The following is a 16375-nucleotide window of genomic DNA, read 5'->3' on the forward strand; positions in this document are numbered from 1 at the left end:
GCCGCGTGCGGATCTCCGGGAAGGATCAGAACTGACCGGCGGTGTTGCACTTGGCCTTCTGGACGACGCAGTTCTTGACCCGGTGGCCTTGGGCGTCGTTGTCCCAGGCGAGGAACACGTCGCCGTGCATGGAAGAGGCCATCCCCGAGGCCAGGGTGAAGCCGTCGGCGCTCCCGCTGGTCGGGTAGGCGATGACGAACGAGATCGACGGGATGGCGACCGGGAACGCGCCGCCGCACTTGCCGTCGTAGGTGTAGGAGACGTGCGACTTGTGATCGGGGCTGTCGAGGTGGACGCCGTCCCAGCAGTCCTGGAACACCAGCTGGAACATCAGGGTGGCACCCGGGGCGCACAGCGGCCAGTTGCCGTCGGCGCTACGGCCGATCTCACCGCCGGGGCCGGCGCAGTAGAACTGGTTGACCGACCCGGCAGGAGTGGGCGTCTGGAGCTTGGCGTTGCCGGCGATCATGCGGAAGCCCTGGGGGAAGGGCACCGTCGCCGTCGGGTCCGTCAGGCGCGAGCCGTAGTACACGACGACACTCTTGGGCTCGACCGCCTTGCCGCGCTCGTACACGGTGGGGACCCAGTACGCCGACAGGTCCGCCGGGGCGGGCGCGCAGCTTGTGCCGGTGTTGGCGAACAGGGTGCCGGTCGTCGTGTTCGCGTCGGTGCTGTGGTTGCCGAAGAAGCTGTGCATGTGCGACGCGCCTGGCAGCCCCGGGAAGATGATCGGGTCGTCGGGCTTGGAGTGACTGTAGGTGCACGACGCGTTGAACTCCGGGACTCGCACGGCATTGGCGGGCGCCGGGTCCATCGGCATCGCCCGGAACGCGGCGAGCTGAGCGTTCCACTTTGCCTGGTCGATGGTGATCCACCCGGGAGTGGGAGTGGGGGTGGCGGTGCCCCCGCCGCTGAACGCGAACCAGTTGATGTTCACGAAGTCGCCGGAACCGGCGGTGGCCCGCATGACGGCGAAGAGCGTCTGCGCGCCAGTGGGATGGGTGGTGGCGGCGGTCGCGGTCTGGGTGACCCAGGACTGCCAGCCCCCCGTCCCCGTGACGGCGAACTGGGCGAGGATCGGCCCCGTCAGCGACCCGGTGCGCAACTCGATCGTGCCCGATCCGCCGGCGACCGCGGACGCGACTCTCGCCGAGACCGTCAGCGGGCCGGCGGTGCCGAGGTCGACGCCGTCGTACCGCATCCAGTCACCGCCGGAGAGATAGCCGACGGCCTGACCGCCTCCCGTGTCGACTGTCGGCTCGACCTGCGCGCCGGACTGCGCGGCGAACGACTCCGCCTGGACCGTCAGATCCTGGGTGGCCGCGTTCGCCATGGGCGTCACGATGACGGCGACCAGCGCGAGTGCGACGGCCGCCGCGCCGCTGATGAGCACGTTGACCGATCGCCGGCGTGCGCGGCGCCGTATCGCCGTGACCGCGTACCGCGACCGTGGGGGCTCGATCTGGCGCGGTGTTCCGATGCCTTCTGGCATGGATTCCTCCTGACTGCGTGCGCGTGGGGTCGGCGGACCGGGCCTGGCCATCCGCCGGCGTTCCCACACGGACACATCGGGGGACCGTCACTGCCGGAGAGGCGGCCTGGACACCGGCGACGCCCGATCCGATGTCACTCGAACGACCATTACAGATGAGTTTCACGATAATTGCCACGCTGTGTCAGCACATGAGTCAAAAGTCCCGCCGGATAGCGCTTTCAGCGGGCCCGCCAGGAAGGCTTTCAGAGGCCGCCCATCGACTATGAGACCCACTTGAACTGCGGTACCTCAGAATCGGTGAGACGAATCGATGAAGTCACGTCTCATTGATCGTGAGGCAGATCTGTGGATGTCTCGGCCCGGCTAGATCGGGAAGCGGCCGCGGCGCCAGTGCCAGTGGCGGCCGGCCTTCAGGTGGTCGACGATCGCGCGCTGGAGCACGGTACGGCGCGGCAGCTGGTCGAGCGGCGTGGTCAGGGTGCGAAACGCGAACCGCAGCACCTCGACATCGGCGTCCAGCCCTTCCGGCTCCTCGTAGGGCTCCAGCTCGAACCTCCGCTGGAACCGGACGATGTTGGAGTCCTCGGGAAGGTACTCCCGCAGTTGCGGGTCGAGCAGCCACGAGCCGCAGGCGAACGCCGTGTAGCGCTCGCCGGGAAAGTGGCGCGGGAAGAACGCGCGGGCCTCGTCCAGCGACGCCGTGACCGCCTCCGGGGTCATCGGTCCCGAATCGGGGATGTGCAGGTCGATGGCGGTGTCGCCGCGCTGGTGCTGCATCCGGCCCAGCTCGTAGACGCCGCCGCGCGCGTGCAGCGTCAGCCAGCTCTGCATGACCGGCCAGCCCTCGCGCCGCATCCGCCGGTCGATCGCGAGGTTGCGGCCCAGGTCCGCGAGGGTCCCCCACGACACGGCGTCGGCGATGCCATGGTCGCGGTGGTACCCCGTGACGACCTCGACCAGGGCCAGGTACGCGTACACGTAGAGATGCCGCCAGGCGGGGCCCCGTTCGCGCGGCAGCTCCGGACCGGGCGACAGCCAGCCGTGACCCCCGAGATCGGCGCGGACCAAGGCGATCGAGCGGTCGAGCAGCCAACGCAGCTCCGGAGTCCACAGTGGAGAGCCGGGGTCGGGCCAGCCCGCCATGATCTCGGCGGCGTCGTCCGGCCGTACCGAGAGCCGGTCGAGCATCGCGGGCGCGTCGGCCTTGGCCGGCAGCGGAGCCGACGGCCGGTCCCCGGCGAGCCGGTGCACGCGCTCGACGTCCTCGACGGGTACCCCGAGCCGGGCGGCGGTGTCGTCCAGATCCACGCGGACGATCCTACGTACCTCGTGTCCTGCTTTGTTGGTCTCTGCTCTCCTCGGCGCGAGAGGACCGCGAGCAGGGTCACCAAGTAGACCGCTACCGGCTCCCGCGTGCCGGGATGGCATGGGTGTTCCGCCGGAGCCGGCAGCGCCCTCAGCCGCAGGGCTCGTACACGAAGGGCTGGTGCGGAGATGGATGATGACCAGCGGGGCTAGTGTTGAGCCCATGGTCGAGCGGCGTCCCCTGATCGTGCGCAGGCTCCGGCCAGGCCACTGGGTGGCAGTCGACGCGGTCGCCGCCGTCGTGCTCGTCACCGCCTTCGGCGCGGCGGCCTGGCTGCAGGCGCAGCACGCCACGATCCCGCTGATCGCCGTCGCCTGCCTGCCGCTCGCGGTGCGGCGGTTGTGGCCGGTGCCGGTGTTCCTGGTGGTCCTGGCGGCGACGACGGTCGCGCCGCTCACCGGGTGGGCGGAGGCGTACCCGGCGCTGGCGGTGGCCTTGCACGCCGTCGCTCTCCTCGAACCGCGGCGGCTCGCGGCGCTCGCGTTGTCAGCCGCCCTGACGCTCACCGCGGCGGGTCAGGCCGTCGCCTCGGCCTCGTGGGGCTCGGCGCTGTCGGCGTGCGGTTTCGCCTGGTTGGTGCTCGGTCTCGCCTGGACCGTCGGCGTCGCGGTCCGGGAGCAGCGCGCGCACGCGGCGCGTGCGGTCGTCCAGTCCGCCCAGGCCGCGGCCACGGCGGAGCGGCTGCGGATGGCTCGCGAGGTGCACGACATCGTCGCGCACAGCATGAGCCTGATCTCCATGCGCGCCGGCATCGCCAACCATGTCGCCGACACCCACCCGGCCGAGGCGCGCGAAGCGCTCGCACTCATCGAGGACACCAGCAGGAACGCACAGGCCGACCTACGGCGGCTGCTCGGCCTGCTCCGCGACGACCCGGCCGACCGCGAGACGTCCTACGGGCTGGCCGCGCTACCCGGGCTCGTCGCCGGAGCCGCCTCGGCCGAGGTGGACGTGAACCTGTACGTCGAGCCTGGCCTGACCATCACCGACGGGCTCGCCTTCGTCGTCTACCGCCTGGTCCAGGAGTCGCTCACCAACGTGATCAAGCATGCGGGCCCTACGCGCTGCCGCGTCGCCGTCAGCACGTACGGCCGACGGGAACTCGTGGTCGAGGTGATCGACAACGGGAGGGGAGAGACGCCCGGCTGGAGCGACGGTCACGGCTTGGCCGGAATGAGAGAGCGGGTGACCATGAACGGCGGAACCTTCTCAGCGGGCCCGGAGCCCGGGGGCGGCTTCGCCGTGCGTGCTCGGTTGCCCTGGAAAGGAGAGCGGTGAGCGTGTCCACGGTGCTGGTCGCCGACGACCAGGCGCTTCTGCGGGCCGGGCTGCGCATGCTCATCGACTCGGTGCCCGACCTGACGGCCGTGGGCGAGGCGGCTACCGGGCGGGAGGCGGTGGAGCTCGCCGGACGCCTTCGCCCCGACCTCGTGCTCATGGACGTACGGATGCCCGACCTCGACGGGATCAAGGCCACCGAGCTGATCAGGACCGACCCGGCCACCGCCGCGGTCAAGGTGGTGATGCTCACCACCTTCGACCTCGACGAGTACGTCTACGCCGCGTTGCGCGCGGGCGCCAGCGGATTCCTGCTGAAGGACACCAGGCCGGGCGACCTGCTGACGGCGTTGCGGGTGGTGGCGGATGGCCAAGCCCTGCTGGCTCCCTCCATCACCATGCGGCTCATCGAGGAGTTCGCCAGGCGCGAGCCGGCCGGTGTCCCCGGGGCGTTGGCGGCCAGGCTCGCCCAGGTCTCCACCCGGGAGCGTGAGGTGCTCGTGCTGGTGGCCAGGGGGCTGACCAACCCGCGGATCGCCGAGCGGCTCGGCCTCGGCCTGGCCACCGTCAAGACGCACATCCGCAGCCTGCTGGCCAAGCTCGACGTCCACGACCGGGCCCAGCTGGTCATCGCCGCCTATGAGAGCGGAGTGGTCACGGCCGGTTCAGCGCCGGTAGCCGACCTCGGGGAAGGCGGGTGACGGTCCGTCCAGCAGCGGCTCCTTCCGCCCGCGCAGGTGCAGGTCGAAGAAGGCCACCGGGTACGCCTTCTGGAAGGCCAGCGCCCGCTCGGCCGGGATCGTGCCGACGACCTCCTCTAGCTCGGCCTTGCTGAGGCCCAGCGGTTTGGCCGCCATCGGGATCAGGAGGGCGTCGTCGCCGAAGGAGTTGTGGGCCGCCCCCTTGAGTGTGAGGTTGAGCCGCCAGCCGCGCAGGCCGTCCCAGAACGTGCGCAACGCCGGATTGGTCGACATCCCGCCCTTTCCTTCGGTGTCGACCACCAGGTAGGGCCGGTCGAGCCCCGACTGCGCCACCTTGCCGAACACGGCGCCGTCCAGGCCCAGCCCGGCCCTGATGCGTTTGTCGGCGTACATCGCCGAGGAGGTCGCCGCACCCCCGAGCGAATGGCCGAACATGCCGATCCGCTGAAGATCGAAGACGTGTGCCGTGTCCAGCGTGGGCAACTGGTCCAGGACGAACCGCACGTCCGCCACCCGGACCTCGACCGCCTTGGCGAAGTCGGTCACCTCAGGCCCGGTCTCCACCCTGCCATCGGGGAACTCGACCACCGCCGCGTCATAGGGGTGGTCGATGGTGACCACCACGTAGCCTCGGCTGGCCAGTTCCTCCACGACGCCGGTGCCGTACGCGCGTGAGGCGTTGGCGCCGGGGGAGTAGAGGATCACCGGCAACCTGCCGAGGCTCTGGTCGATGGGGGCGCCCTCGTGACCGTCGGTCGTGTCCAGCAGAACGGAACCACGCTCCAGCCCGTTGTCCTCCAGGTATCGGTCGGCGGCCGCCTTGGGCAGCCAAGGAGCGACCTTGTGGTTCCGCACATCCTTCGCCGGATACCACAGGCTGACCATCAGCTCACGCTTGCCGCCCGCCTTGGTCCAGGGGTTCTGGCGCGACTGGTCGACCAGGTGTACGGACACGGTTCCCACGGGATGCGGCCCCGTCGGTGAGGGGATCATCAGGCGCTGCGCCGGTACGGCCGCCGGGGCGCCACAGGAGGCAACCGGCAGGACCAGCGCGAACGCCAGAAGGAGAGCTCGTTTCATACCTTTCACGATGTCGGCCGCAACCGGCCGCGGCCTCGGTCGCCGGCACGACCTTCCGCTCAACCCGGGAAGGTAGCTCCCGAGCCCGACTCCACCCCCGGAGCTAGTTCCGGACCCGGGTCCGCGCCGGGATGCGAAGTACGGACGTCGCCCCGGGTCGGCCTGGAACCAGCTCGCTGGCCGCCGCTTGGCGTTGTTCCTGCGGGGTCCTCTTCAGGGAAGGTTGCGGAAGACGCCTGAAGCTTCGCCGATCACTCCGGTGGCCAGGAGCGGGCCGCCGAGGGCCGGGCCGTCAGGGAGAACGCCTCATCCTCCTACTCCGCACCGATCTCTCCGCCGGCGCCCGCTGCCGAGGCGCCGGCACCACGAGGAGAAGGTCAGGGCTGGCCGACGAAGTTGACGCTGACCGTCGCGGGGCGGGCGGTGGGGCTTGAGGGCGTGGGCAGGAATTCCAGGACGCCGCTGCCATAACAGGGCAGGTTCAGCGAGGTGGGGATCTCGGCGGCCCTACCGTAGTAGCGCAGGACGATAGGCGTCGTGGCGGTGGAGGCGCTCCTGAAGGAGACGCCGATCATGCTGGCCGCGCTGCCCGTGTACCCCGCACCGGTGGTCGAACCCGAGGGGACGGAGCGGACCTCGACCGTCTGACCGGCCATGGGATGTCCGGTCTGGCCGGGGTGAACCGGGCCGAAGCAGGCCATCCTGATGATCGATCCGGCCGACTGCTCGTTCACCAGGCCGGAGAAGTACTGGTTGGGGCCGATCGGCGCGGGGTCGACCACGTCGGCGAAGGCAGGCGCCGACGCGGCGGTGAGCACGGCGGCGACCGCCAGGGGGACGAGCCGGGCTGAAAGCTTCCGGGACATCAGTGCCTCCGTGTCGAGTGACGGCGGGACGCTCGTGATCGGGCGTCGCACCACCGACGATAAATTTCCCGGCACGTCCGGTCAACGATCTTTCCGCCCCTCGGCCCCCGGCCGGAACGGCCGCTGACTTTCACGGCCCGGACCGCCTGCCTTGCCCCTCATCCTCGTCGTCGAAGGCGTCCTCGCCGCGTTCCCATACGCCGTAGGCCGACAGCCAGGCCAGGTAGAGCGGCCTCAGGTCCCCCTCGGCGAGTTCGGCACGTACGCCGACGATGGACGAGAGCGACTCCTCCTCGTCCCCTACCCATTCACCCGCCTCGTCCTCGCTGGTCAGGTCGAGGAGCGTTCGGGGCAGGCGAAGCATCACCCGATGGGTGCTCCCGTCGGTCAGGTACAGGTGGGCGTCGTAGTCGGGGCGAGCGGTGAGGGAAGTCATCGACGCCGCCCAAGCCGAGGCGATTGAGAAGCTGACCGTGCTGCTGGGGCGGCGCAAGGCGTGCGAGGCGGCTGGGGTGCCCCAGGCCAGTTGGTACCGCAAGAACCGCAGCAGCACCGCTCCGGCACGCCCGGCCACCCCGCGAGCCGCACCCCGCGGCGCTGTCGCGGGGCGAGCGCGACCGCGTCCGGCCCTCCGGTCCCGGACACGTCGACGAAGTTGGTCTCGAACCGCTCGGTTCGCATCCAGGTCCCGGTCACCTGGTCGGTGAGCCACTTGGGTCTGCCCCGGCGGGTCTCGTCGATGCCCAGCACTCGGGGCGGTTCGGGCTCGACCAGGACGGCATCGGCGCAGGCGGCGAAGTGGCGGTGCACCAGCGGCCAGCCCAGCCGGTACTCGGCGCTGACGGCCGCGACCGACCGGCCCGAGACGACCTGGCGAGCCACCGTCCGGCACAGCCGGCCCGTCACCCGGGCTCGTGGCGGGATCTCCGCGACCGACTCGGTGAACGCCTTACGCGGGCACAACTGCTCGGCGCAGGCGAACTGCCGTTTGCGCCAGCGCAGCCCGATCGGCTCCTCGCCGTAGGGAAGGTCTCGCGGACGGGTGGTGCGCCGTTGCCGTACCGAGGTGAAGATGACCCCGCAGTCGGGGCAGGCCGCCCATTCCTCGGGACGTTCGATATGCACCAGCCGTCCCGGTTTCCCATCGACATCGGCGACGCGTTCGACGTCCACCACCGCTATTTCCGGCATGCCGAACAGGATCGAAGTACTGTCGTTCACAGCCCGTGGCCCCCGTCACTAACTGTCCTTGATCAACAGCCAGTGTTACGGGGCTACGGGCTCTCGCCTGTCAGGCCACGCCCAGGAACTTCCCCCTCAAGATCGAAGAGCCCGCAAAGCGGCCTGTAGCGCAAGACATGAGTGGTGCGATGCCCAGCATTAATCGAAAAGACGAACGACCCCGGAAAAGCTACGAGTGAGCGACTCGATTACGGCCTTGCCTTTGTCCGCCGTGCCCAGAGACGGGCGCCCGACGACCCCGCTTGTGGTGTACGCCTGCATCCCGGACGTCAGTAGATGGCGCCTGTCGCCTGCCGTCCAGTCAGCTGACTCGTATCCATCGCGTACCAGGTCTGGATAGGCATACAGCAGAATGGAGGTCTCAAGCTCTCCCGCATGCATGTCCTCGTGCATGGACGACGAGAGTTGGGCTGCGGCTCTGGCCTCGTTCCAGTCTTCCTTCGCGGGGAACAACGCCATGCTCCGACCCTTGGCGTTGGCTTCCTGCACGACATTGCTGAGGACGTAATTACCGCCATGCCCGTTCACGAGCACGAGAGTCGCGATTCCACTACGGGTCACTGAGTCGTAGACATCGCTGACTATCGAATAGAGCGTCTGCGCTGAAATGCTTACAGTGCCGGGCCACTCAGTATGTTCGTGCGAACAGGAAATGGTCACGGGAGGAAGAAGAAGGACACGATAGGCGCCGGCCAGCTCTCGTGCGATGACGGACGCGACAACCGTGTCCGTGGTGAGAGGAAGATAGCTGCCGTGCTGTTCGAAGCTGCCAATCGGGAGAATCGCCATTGACGCACTGCGGTCTCGTTCGTCCGTCGTGGTCGCTGTGGTCAGCAGGTGGTCCACCAGGTTCCTTCCGGCGTGGACGGCGAAGATTGAGACGCACTGGTCACGATGTCCAACCTTGCGATCGAGTCTGCCACATCGTGGTGGTTGGACCATCTGCTCAAACAGCGGCGGAGGGCCTTGAGCTGCGACAGCACCCGGCCCGAACCAAGTACATGGGTCAGCGCGATGGCGTCATCGGTTGCCTGACAGGCTTGCTCCGGGTGGTCGGCCACGGCATGCGCGGTCGCGAGGCGCGCCAGGCACAGAGCCCGGTCACGGACCTGACCTGGGTCCGCCCATCGGGACCGGCTGTCCTCGAACATCGGCAGGGCTTGGGAGGCGCGTCCGAGTAGTACCCAGGATGCGCCCGCTTCCATTTCGATATACGAGGGCGTGCAGTACGGGGCACGGTCGGTCTCCTCCTGATTGATGCCTGCCGTGGCCTCGGCGAGTGCGGTCTCGGAGTCTTCGGTGAATCTACCTAGCTCGCCGAGATGCGCATGGGCGTTCGCGCGAGCCCGTAGTACTACGGCCCTGAGGCGTGGAGTCAGAACGCTGGACTTGGACAAGGCCGCATTCGCCAAACCTAGCCCGTGAGCATGGTCGCCCGACTCTGCCGCGATGTTGCTCTTGCGCATGAGGATATACGAGATGACATGCTGGTCCCCAGCCTCCATCGCGTAGTCCAGGGCCTTGTTGGTCCAAATCATGGCTTCCAGGAAGTTGCCGGAATCCTGGTGGAGCCAACCGAAGAATTCGAGGAACTCGCTGCCGATGTCGAGTGCCTCGGCCCGATCGGCCCCCTTGGCTACTTGGCATATTCGTTCGATGATGGGTACCTGCCCATGGACGCCTCTGATGAGCAGCCGCGGCCCCATCATCGCCTCCGCCTCGATCTGCGCAGTGAGAATGCGACGGAGTCCGGCCACGATGGGTGGAGTTGTAGCGCTGGTGAGACCTCCCAAGCTGAGCTGCTGCGCCATCGCGCCCGTACTGGCCGGCGGTTCTTGGCCGGAAAGATCATCCGGTGAAGCGCCGACAGGGTGGCCGGAAGGTGGCGTATCGGAGAAGTCAGGGGCAAGTCCAAGCGCGGTACGTGCGGCGTCCGGCATGCCCAGGCCGCCGGCGATCCGCTCGAAGACGTCCAGCCTGGTCACCTGGACGCCCCCTTTCATGATTTCACTGACTTTTCCCTGGCTGAGACCTGTCGCGCTACCGATAGCCGTCTGACTCATCCCGGCGTATTGGCGTACCAGGCGGAAGACATGCCCTATGTCGCGTACACGCAGGGCGGCGAGCATCGCTGGTAGCTGCCAGACGGAGACGGGGACCATGACGGGGCCTGCCGAGCCAACGGGCATGCGGTGACTTCCTCTCCGGCCGAATCAGTATCCGCAGGGCATTTCTGACGATATACACCGACGCTCTATCGCGTCACGGGATACCAGCCTTCCTTCTCTGGATACCAGCACGGGATGGGTTTCGCTGCGTCGCTTACTCATTCTGATGCCATGCCTGTCGACGAGGAGCGAAGTCAACGAAACTGCCCGGCCAACCGAAAGGCAGGATCGCTCTTCACCCAGGTTAATCGCGCGGCACCCGAATTGCGCCTGGCTGCCCGGCGAAGGTCCTCTCTTCCAGTCCTTCAACGGTGTCGAAGTACCGGCATGACGGTTCCGTACCCGATCAACCGTGCGAAGGGAGCCGACCCCGTGTCGATCACATGTGAGCCCGTACCTCAGTCCACTGCGGCACATTATGGTGCGCTGCTCGGTGGGCTCAATGACGCACTCAAGACGCATGGCGTCTATGGCCGTGAGGTCAGGGTCATACGGCTCCACTTGCGCTTCAACCAATACACGGCGCCCAGCCACATGCCTCCCGAACTGGAGATCCGAGGAGCGGACTGCCGACTGCGGGCGACGGTGACGATCGTCCGGGGGCACAGTGGGCCGGCCTACTGTGTTCGCCCGATGGACGATGACCTCCATTTCGTGTTCCCGGTCAACGAGGGAGCCGAAGCGCTGGCCTTCCTGGTAGGCCGGGCCCGGGACTGGCAGACGGCCCTATGAGCGCCCTTTGGGTCCGCTGCTCCAGGCCGCACCAGGCAGATCCCTTCATCGGCAGGCTGGATCGCCTACCGGAGCCATTCGCGGCTCGGCCCCAGCGGAGAGGTTCGGCATCTCCGACGTCTTGGGCGCCGGCACTCTTGCCGAGCTCGCAGTTCGTTCATGTCGACGGGCGAAGTAGCCGCGCTGGTCCTGGTCGGGTCCTTCGTGGTCGCGTGCCTGGTGCTGGCTTGGCAGGAGCACCGGCGTCGCGATTGACCCCTGTCACCTCGAGAAGAACGGAGAACCCTCCATGACAACCCCGCTGGTACAGCAAGTCGCCTGCGTCGAGACCATCGACCCCGACCTGCTTGATCGCGTCCGCCACGAGACGCTGACCATCCCCGACGGCTGGGTCACCGAGTACGGCGAATACCAGTCCGGCGGCTGGGGCACGCTGTCGCTTCTGAACCAGACCGGTACCGCCACGGACGTGACCATCACCGACTGCGAACCGGTCGCGACCGACCTGCTGGCCGCGATGCCGACCACCCGTCAGCTCCTGTCCGACCTCGGCCTCCGCTACATGTGGGCCCGCATCGCCCGTTTGGAGCCCGGGTCGTTCCTTTGGGAGCACCGCGACTACGGCGAGCTGAAGTCCGTCGAGCGACACCGGCTCCACATCCCCCTGGTCACCAGCAGCGCGGCCTACCTGGTCGTAGGCGGCTCGGCCGTACACCTGTCCACGGGTCGGCTGTGGCGGCTCACCCCAACTCACGCGCACGGCGCGTGCAACCGGTACGGTCCACCCCGGCTGCACCTGATCCTGGACTGCTACTCCAGCCAAGAACTGGCCGAGCTGACCAACACCCGGCACCTTCCCGACGACGCCGTACGGCCGCTGCCACCTCTGACCGACGCGCTGGCCCACCAGCAGGTCACGCAGGCCCTGACCCTGGCTCGGCTCGGATACCACGACGCGGCGGAGCAATACCTGTTGCAGCTCTACTTCACCCACGAGTCGAGCGAGGGACAGGTCTACGACCTGCTCCACGACCTGCACGCCACACTCGGCGACACCGCCACCGCCCAACAGTGGCGCCACCGGAAATCCATCTTGCTCGGCACCGCCTCATAGGGAGGACCGTCCCATGTCCGCGATTCTCGACGCCGCCATTGATGATCTCGTGCTGGTCAACCGGCCCGCCCAGATCGCGATCCTTGAGCGCGTCTCCGGCCTGCTGGCCGGCAGCCCCGCCGTCACGGACCTGCTCGTTCGCGGCTCCTTCGCCAGCGGTGACTCCGACCGCTTGTCGGACGTGGACCTCGTAGTCGGCATCCACCCGCCGACCTTCTCCGAGTTCGTGGGCGCCCATCATGCTCTGGCCGCCACCCAGCTGCGCGCGATCCTGCCCGGCTGGAGCGACACCATCGTGCCCAGCATGGGCGGGCTCGGCTACGTCCACCTGATAGAGCACGACGGCAAACTCTGCCAGCTGGACCTGTACCTCGCCCCGGCCGACCGCATCGACCACATCGGCGCGGTCACCAGGGGCCGCGCCATCTACACCGCGCCGTACGGCGGTGACCGACTACCCGACGGGGCCGCCGCGGCGTTCGTCGCCGACCGTCTCGCCGCAGCGCCCACCTGCGAGCAGCTCTTCGTGGAGACGCTCGTGCTCACCTGGATGATCCACAAGCGCATCTTGCGAGGCCAGCAGTTCATGGCCTACGCCGAGACTCACATGCTCCACACCGCTGCCCGCAGCCTGATCCGCACCGCGCTCACCCCTGATCGGGCCCAGTACGGCTGGTACCACCTCGACACCGAGATCGGCCGCACACCGATCGGCCGCTGGTGCCTGGCCCAGTTGGACGCGCTCATCACCAGCCCGCCCGTGCCGACCATGCGTTCCCTGGCCGAGTCCCTGGAACGCATCCTGACCCTCGCCCGCCGCACCGTACCGGACATGATGGCGGCGCTGGGCCCGGCCCTCGACGCCTACCGCTACCACCTCGACCTCGACCTCGACCTCGACCTCGGCTGAGCCGGCTCAGGCGATACCGTTGTCAGGTGCCCCTTCACGTCGAACGGCGAGCTATCAGCGTCGAGCAGGATTAGACGAGGCGCTCTCTCTCGGCCCCTGCTCGGCGTGGTTTCCGCAGCCATCCCAACACCTTGAGGGGCCTTCCACCGTGCCATCCGATCTGTTCGGCCATCCGCCGCTCGGCTTCACAGCGGCACGCCCATCCTGGCGCGATCTCCCCAGCGAACTACGCGACCTCATCACCACTCACCTCGGCTCGGCCGTCGTCACCGCCGATGTGCAGGGCGGCGGCTTCTCGCCAGGGGCTGCCGCGCGTCTCGGCCTGGCCGGCGGTGACTGGGCCTTCGTCAAGGCCATCCCGGTCGATCACGTCCTGGCAGGAAAGTACGAGGTCGAGGCGGAAACCGCAGACCGGCTTCCCTCCGCCGTACCAGCGCCGCGCCTGCGATGGCACGGCACCTCGGCCGGATGGATCGTCCTGATCTTCGATGACATCGAAGGACGTCACCCTGATCTGTCGCCCGGCTCAGCGGACATCCCCACCGTCGTGTCAGCCCTCTCCGAAATGGTCGAACTGCTGACACCGTCCCCCCTGTCCGGTCTCCCGCAGGCATCTGCCAGCCGAGTCCGCTGGCTGCATGGCTGGCGCGAACTGGCCGACTCGTCACCGTCCGACCTTGGCGACTGGGAACAAGAGCACCTGCACGCGCTCGCCGACCTGGAAACCCTCTGGGGCCGGCATGCGGACGGCACCACCTTGGTCCATGGGGATACACGTCCAGACAACCTGCTCATCACCACGAGCGACAGCACGGCGTACGTCGTGGACTGGGCGCAACCATGCCAGGGCGCCGCCTGGCAGGACCTCACAGATTTGGTCCCCCACCTGATCATGGCCGGCAACACTCCGGGAGCCGCCGAGGAGGCACTGGTCGGCACCCGGACCTGGGATCTCGTTCCCTCAGATGTGATCACCAGCTACGCGGCCGCATACGCCGGCTACTGGACTCGCATGAGCCGCCAACCCGCACCGCCGGGCGTACCGAACCTACGTGGATACCAACGGCGCGCAGCAGCAGCCGCCATCGCTTGGACGAGATACCGCACTGGATTGTAGGCCCGGTCACCTGCTCTCCGAAGGGCTGGTGCCGAACTACTCGCCGGGAACCGGGTCAGCGGCTCATCGATCTTCGTGGTGGACGTGGTCCAGCAGCGTGGCACCGATGGCGGCTACGCGACGTAGGCCCGTACGCGGCGCGTTGCGAGCCGCTCATTGATGGCGTCCTGGTCGAAAGGAACGGGGTCTTCCGGGTGCTCGGGATCGTAGTGCTCGATCGGGTTGTCACGTAGATGTGCCCCCCGCGCCGCATCACCATCGTTGAATTCGGTCCGTAGAGGCAGGCGGTGTCAGTCCCCGCGCTGCTGGGAGGCTGGCCGGGCTAAAGGACCAGGTGGGCGGTTAGATAACCTGGTCTCGGTGGCGCACCCTGGATTCGAAACTGCGACCGTCGGATTAGAAGTGGAATGCCGACCACCCGGCCCATTGCCCCTCCGACCTGCACCGCAATCTCTCGGCAACCGGTCGGCCGGCGGCTTCATCCCGCGCATATCCCGCAACGGCGCCTAGCCCCGTCACCCGGTGGGGCGGGCAGAGGAACGAGGCCCGGACCGGCGATCGCCCCCAACCTCGTACGGCGCCCAACCACCGCATGGCGATCGTAAGGGCGGTAGCTGGACGGAGGCCTCGTCTGGGCGGGCACTAAACCGCATTAGCAGCTCGGATCTTGCCCGTCCCTATCGGTTCCACCTGGACCAACGCGCCCGGCCGGTTCACCTGGAACGGCAGGGTACGGCGGTGAACTGCAACCCAAACTGCAACCCCTTCGAGTGCCGCTCATGAGCCGCCGAAGATTTTACAGAGCGTCGCCGATCTCGGCTCCTTATGTACTGCGACCTGCGGCGCAGGGCTGTCTCGGGGGGTGCTCCCGGAGAGGTATCCCGCGCGTATCCCGTGCCTCCTTGAGCAAGCCCGTTGCGCGCCAGACGCCAACCTTCGTCTAGGCACATCTTCCCGGCTGCACCTTCGGGTTAGCTGCGACTCATCAGTCTAGGAACTCCTCTAGGTAGGCGGCAGCGCGCTCCATGCGTTCCGGATCGTGATCGAATGCACCCAGTCCGGTGTTGCATCCGGCGCACAGCAAGCCTCTCACTCTTAGGGTCTCCCCCTCCCCGTCATGATCGACCGCGATCCGCCTCGTTGCCCCCTGCGAAGTGACACCTCCTTCCGGCTCCCCACAGATGGCGCATCGGCCTTGCTGCTCCTCATAAAGCGTGTCGTATTGCTCCTGAGTGAGGCCGTACCGCTTGAACACCACCCGGGACCAACCGGCCCGGTGATAGGAACGCTTAGTTGTTTCCCGATGCCGTTCGGCGTTCCCCTCCTTGGCTCGCCACGCGATCACGGATGCCTTGCTGCACTCCTTACAGGCGGATCTTAGTCCGCCTTTCCCCAGCTTCGACGAGTAGAAGTCCGTAAGGGGCAACGATTGACCACACGTCGTGCACGTCTTCATCGGCTCCACCGACGCATATAGGCCGCAGCAGCACGGAGCCTCGCCGGATCGTCACGGAACATCGCCAACCCTCCGTTGCAGTGGTTGCACAGCAATCCCCGGACAATGCGGGTACCGGGCTTGTGATCGACATAGAGCTTCTCGCCCTTACCCACAGATGTGCGGGCGCCACAGATCTTGCAACGGCCACCTTGCTCTTCCAGGATCCGGGTGTAGTCCTCGGGCGTGATCTCATACTTGCGACGTAGTTCGCCGCGGATCCGGTTGGATCTCGCACGCTCGGGATTAGCCTCGGCCCATGCGGCAGCAGCCGCCACGGAGCATGCCCGACACCGCCCCCTCCGATACCTCACCCCCTGCAGGGGATACTCCTCAACGTCTTTCATCTCTCCACAGACGCAGCAGCGCTTCAATCCCCCGGGGTAAAGCTCTCGCTTAACTAACGGCGATCGTGGAGGTTCGGGAAGACCGGCTCGACGAGCGCGATAAATCGCTTGGCTCTCCCTGGCGCACGTCCGACAGAAGCGGCCTCCCCCGACCTTCGGACCGGTGTTCTCTTCGCCCCACGGATGGCCCCGCGCGCACGTGTCGTAATCGTCTGCCCTTGCCATGGCGGAAGTGTGCAGCATAGATCAACCAGAAGGGTAGTCCCATGCGCAAGCATGCACTTCGCCCGACCTGATCGTCCTGTCGCCGTCGTCCCACCCGAAGGGGAAGCGGGCCAGGGCCAGGGTCAAGGTGGAGCGCCCCACTGGACGAACGACCTTGACCCCCTGGCCCTGGTCTGCTCGGCTTGTCCTGGGATGACGGCGGCGGGACGATCAGGTTCCCTACCTCAGCCCCGTACGGC

At 67.6% G+C, this 16375-nt stretch carries 15 protein-coding genes; 5 read left to right on the forward strand and 10 right to left on the reverse strand.

All coding sequences use genetic code 11. The annotated features are described in order from the left end of the window. Window positions 1–25: 25 nt before the first annotated feature. Together AB0B89_RS04265 and AB0B89_RS04270 are read right to left on the reverse strand one after the other, a co-directional pair. The gene (locus tag AB0B89_RS04265; protein ID WP_358547881.1) at window positions 26–1492 is read right to left on the reverse strand and encodes a DUF1996 domain-containing protein; all 1467 of its coding nucleotides are present in this window, start codon (window positions 1490–1492) and stop codon (window positions 26–28) included. A gap of 366 nt (window positions 1493–1858) precedes the next feature. After that, entirely contained in the window at window positions 1859–2803 is a 945-nt protein-coding gene (locus AB0B89_RS04270) for an acyltransferase domain-containing protein (protein WP_358547884.1), read from the reverse strand. Between the two features lie 220 nt (window positions 2804–3023). Here AB0B89_RS04270 and AB0B89_RS04275 point away from each other — a divergent pair, with 220 nt between their 5' ends. Both AB0B89_RS04275 and AB0B89_RS04280 read left to right on the forward strand, forming a co-directional pair. Further along, window positions 3024–4139: a histidine kinase gene (locus AB0B89_RS04275; protein WP_358547886.1), complete on the forward strand. Its 1116-nt coding sequence runs from the start codon at window positions 3024–3026 to the stop codon at window positions 4137–4139. Between the two features lie 2 nt (window positions 4140–4141). After that, window positions 4142–4840, forward strand: a complete 699-nt coding sequence (locus AB0B89_RS04280) for a response regulator transcription factor (protein ID WP_358547942.1) — start codon at window positions 4142–4144, stop codon at window positions 4838–4840. Here AB0B89_RS04280 and AB0B89_RS04285 read toward each other — a convergent pair. From AB0B89_RS04285 to AB0B89_RS04310, 6 genes are all read right to left on the reverse strand, one after another. After that, the gene (locus AB0B89_RS04285) at window positions 4805–5920 is read right to left on the reverse strand and encodes a lipase (protein ID WP_358547889.1); all 1116 of its coding nucleotides are present in this window, start codon (window positions 5918–5920) and stop codon (window positions 4805–4807) included. The genes AB0B89_RS04280 and AB0B89_RS04285 overlap by 36 nt on opposite strands. Window positions 5921–6297: 377 nt before the next feature. Next, the gene (locus AB0B89_RS04290; protein ID WP_358547891.1) at window positions 6298–6786 is read right to left on the reverse strand and encodes a hypothetical protein; all 489 of its coding nucleotides are present in this window, start codon (window positions 6784–6786) and stop codon (window positions 6298–6300) included. A 130-nt stretch (window positions 6787–6916) separates the two neighbouring features. Then, the gene (locus tag AB0B89_RS04295; RefSeq protein ID WP_358547894.1) at window positions 6917–7222 is read right to left on the reverse strand and encodes a hypothetical protein; all 306 of its coding nucleotides are present in this window, start codon (window positions 7220–7222) and stop codon (window positions 6917–6919) included. Next, a complete protein-coding gene (locus tag AB0B89_RS04300) occupies window positions 7219–8007 on the reverse strand; it encodes a transposase family protein (RefSeq protein ID WP_358547897.1) in 789 nt (262 codons plus the stop codon). Before AB0B89_RS04300 ends, AB0B89_RS04295 begins: the two co-directional genes overlap by 4 nt. A 159-nt stretch (window positions 8008–8166) precedes the next feature. Beyond that, window positions 8167–8874, reverse strand: coding sequence for a creatininase family protein (locus AB0B89_RS04305; protein ID WP_358547900.1), 708 nt, complete (start codon window positions 8872–8874; stop codon window positions 8167–8169). After that, window positions 8859–10157, reverse strand: a complete 1299-nt coding sequence (locus AB0B89_RS04310; RefSeq protein WP_358547902.1) for a helix-turn-helix domain-containing protein — start codon at window positions 10155–10157, stop codon at window positions 8859–8861. The genes AB0B89_RS04305 and AB0B89_RS04310 overlap by 16 nt, the downstream gene beginning before the upstream one ends. Before the next feature lie 1060 nt (window positions 10158–11217). On the opposite strand from AB0B89_RS04310, the gene AB0B89_RS04315 reads away from it, so the two are divergent. The 3 genes from AB0B89_RS04315 to AB0B89_RS04325 all read left to right on the forward strand — a co-directional run bounded on the left by AB0B89_RS04315 (window position 11218) and on the right by AB0B89_RS04325 (window position 14069). Then, a complete protein-coding gene (locus AB0B89_RS04315; protein WP_358547904.1) occupies window positions 11218–12042 on the forward strand; it encodes an aspartyl/asparaginyl beta-hydroxylase domain-containing protein in 825 nt (274 codons plus the stop codon). A gap of 13 nt (window positions 12043–12055) precedes the next feature. Next, entirely contained in the window at window positions 12056–12952 is an 897-nt protein-coding gene (locus AB0B89_RS04320; protein WP_358547907.1) for a hypothetical protein, read from the forward strand. A gap of 148 nt (window positions 12953–13100) precedes the next feature. After that, window positions 13101–14069, forward strand: coding sequence for a phosphotransferase (locus AB0B89_RS04325; RefSeq protein WP_358547909.1), 969 nt, complete (start codon window positions 13101–13103; stop codon window positions 14067–14069). 985 nt (window positions 14070–15054) lie between these two features. Here the strand turns inward: AB0B89_RS04325 and AB0B89_RS04330 are convergent. Together AB0B89_RS04330 and AB0B89_RS04335 are read right to left on the reverse strand one after the other, a co-directional pair. Then, window positions 15055–15525: an endonuclease VII domain-containing protein gene (locus tag AB0B89_RS04330; protein ID WP_358547912.1), complete on the reverse strand. Its 471-nt coding sequence runs from the start codon at window positions 15523–15525 to the stop codon at window positions 15055–15057. Next, window positions 15522–16154, reverse strand: a complete 633-nt coding sequence (locus AB0B89_RS04335) for an endonuclease VII domain-containing protein (protein WP_358547914.1) — start codon at window positions 16152–16154, stop codon at window positions 15522–15524. Before AB0B89_RS04335 ends, AB0B89_RS04330 begins: the two co-directional genes overlap by 4 nt. Between the last annotated feature and the right edge of the window lie 221 nt (window positions 16155–16375).

It is taken from the genome of Sphaerisporangium sp. NPDC049002 (genome assembly GCF_040649355.1).
Lineage (GTDB): Bacteria > Actinomycetota > Actinomycetes > Streptosporangiales > Streptosporangiaceae > Sphaerisporangium.